4 protein-coding genes are annotated in these 1,866 nt (G+C 74.4%); 2 read left to right on the forward strand and 2 right to left on the reverse strand.

The annotated features are described in order from the left end of the window. The first annotated feature begins 102 nt into the window (after positions 1 to 102). Positions 103 to 306 carry a hypothetical protein gene (locus I5E_RS13785; protein ID WP_022907500.1) on the forward strand — a complete coding sequence of 68 codons (204 nt, stop codon included), beginning with the start codon at positions 103 to 105 and terminating at the stop codon, positions 304 to 306. A 42-nt stretch (positions 307 to 348) separates the two neighbouring features. Here I5E_RS13785 and I5E_RS13790 read toward each other — a convergent pair whose 3' ends face one another. Together I5E_RS13790 and I5E_RS13795 are read right to left on the reverse strand one after the other, a co-directional pair. After that, positions 349 to 1,086, reverse strand: coding sequence for a YidC/Oxa1 family membrane protein insertase (locus I5E_RS13790; RefSeq protein WP_022907501.1), 738 nt, complete (start codon positions 1,084 to 1,086; stop codon positions 349 to 351). A 60-nt stretch (positions 1,087 to 1,146) separates the two neighbouring features. After that, on the reverse strand, positions 1,147 to 1,431 hold the full coding sequence (locus tag I5E_RS13795) for a DUF6412 domain-containing protein (protein WP_022907502.1): 285 nt from the start codon (positions 1,429 to 1,431) through the stop codon (positions 1,147 to 1,149). A 67-nt stretch (positions 1,432 to 1,498) separates the two neighbouring features. Between I5E_RS13795 and I5E_RS13800 the strand changes: the two genes are divergently transcribed. Further along, on the forward strand, positions 1,499 to 1,866 hold a 368-nt coding region (locus I5E_RS13800), incomplete at its 3' end, for an aminoacyl-tRNA deacylase (RefSeq protein ID WP_022907503.1).

Genomic DNA, 1,866 nt, shown 5'->3' on the forward strand with positions numbered 1-1,866 from the left:
CGTCGTCGGCCATGCGCACTCCCGGTCGGTCGCACTGTCCGCCCATCGTCCCACCGGCGGCGGGCGGGCGCGCACCCAGTTCGCGGGGCGTAGACGGGGAGCATGAGCGACAAGCACGATCCCGACCCCGAGACCCTCGAGCCGCTGAGCCACGACACGCAGTCCGGCGAGGCCGACTACGTCGCGACGAGCCCCGGGGGGACCGGCACCGAGCGCCACGTGCCCCTGCCGGAGGAGGAGCAGGGTCGCGGCACCGAGTACGACCCCGTCGACCAGGGTCCGCAGCAGGAGGGCCAGGGCGGCTGACACCCGGCGACGCGGCCGACCGGCGACGAACGGTGCCCGCCGTCAGGCCAGGACGCGCCGCAGCACCGCCCGCTCCCCGAGGGTCCACACGGCGCTCGTGACGACGTACAGGGCTGCCGCGAGCGGTGCGATCGCCGCGAACACGACCGTGACGAAGGGCGCCCAACGCCCGATCGCCGCCGTCGCACCGGCACCGGGCACCGAGGCGTCCGCGACGGCTGCCGGGTTCCACCGCAGGTTCGCGCGGCGGGTGAGCTCGACCACGATGGCGAGCACGGCGAGCAGGAGCACCACGACCCAGGCGTGCGCCCACAGCGGCGAGGTCACGACGACGACGAACGAGTGCCCGAGCGGCACCCCCGCGAGGGTCGCCGAGAGCAGGGTGTTCACCCTGCCGTCGATCGAAGCGTGCGTGAACAGCGTGTAGACGAGCGAGAGGACCGGCGCCTGCGCGAGGACCGGCAGGCAGCCGGCGAGCGGCGAGACCTTCTCGTGCGTGTAGAGCTCCTGCATCGCGCGCCGGAGCCGCTCGGCGTCCTTCGCGTGGCGCTGTCGCAGCGCCGCGATCTGCGGAGCGAGGCGACGGCGGTCCCGTTCCGCGCGCACCTGCAGCACCGCGAGCGGGACGAGCACGGCGCGGACGGCCAGGGTGAGCAGCACGACGGCGATCGCGGCGGCGAGTCCGCCGAGCGTGGGGGAGAGTGCAGAGGTGATGGCGGCGAGGAGGTCGGCGCCGCCGTGCAGCAGCGGCCCGACGAGGGGCAGGGTGGTGAGGTCCATGACGTTCCGATCGGTTCGGTGGGAGTGGGTCGCAAGTGCGGCCCGGCCACCGATCGGTGGTCAGGCCGGTGCGACGGCTCCCGGGGCCCGCGGTCGCGCGTGCCCGTCGGCGTCGGGATGACTCCAGGCGATCCGCGTCACGAGGTCGGCCGGGGCGCGCGACGGCACCGCAGACCGCGCCGGCACGAGGCCGACCACGATCGCGAGGACGGCCGCCACGAGGACCGCGACCGCCACGGCCGTGAGCCCGAGCGCGACGACGGCGACGAGCGGGACGGCGCCGACCGAGGGGTCGCCGAGGACGAGCGCGGCGGTGCAGCGCAGGACGAGCTCGACGATGGTCATGGTCCGTTCAGGGTAACGCCCGCGCGCCGTCGCGGGGGAAGTGCCTGGTCACGGCAGGATCGTGCCCATGACCGCAGGTTCGCCGAGCACCCCAGCGACCGTCGCCCTCGAGCAGGCGGGGATCGCGTACACCCCCCACGTGTACGAGCACCACGAGACCGCCACCAACTTCGGCGAGGAGGCGGCTGCCGCGCTCGGACTCCGCGAGGAGCAGGTGTTCAAGACCCTGGTGGTGTCGGTCGACGGTGCCCTCGCGGTGGCGATCGTCCCGGTGGCGAACCGACTGGACCTCAAGGCCATCGCGGCGGCCGTCGGTGGGAAGAAGGCGACCCTCGCGGACCCGGCACTCGCGGAGCGGCGCACGGGCTACGTCGTCGGCGGCATCAGCCCGGTGGGTCAGAAGACGAAGCTGCCGACCGTGGGGACGAGTCGGCG

The sequence above is a fragment of the Curtobacterium sp. B18 genome, assembly GCF_000333375.1.
GTDB lineage: Bacteria > Actinomycetota > Actinomycetes > Actinomycetales > Microbacteriaceae > Curtobacterium.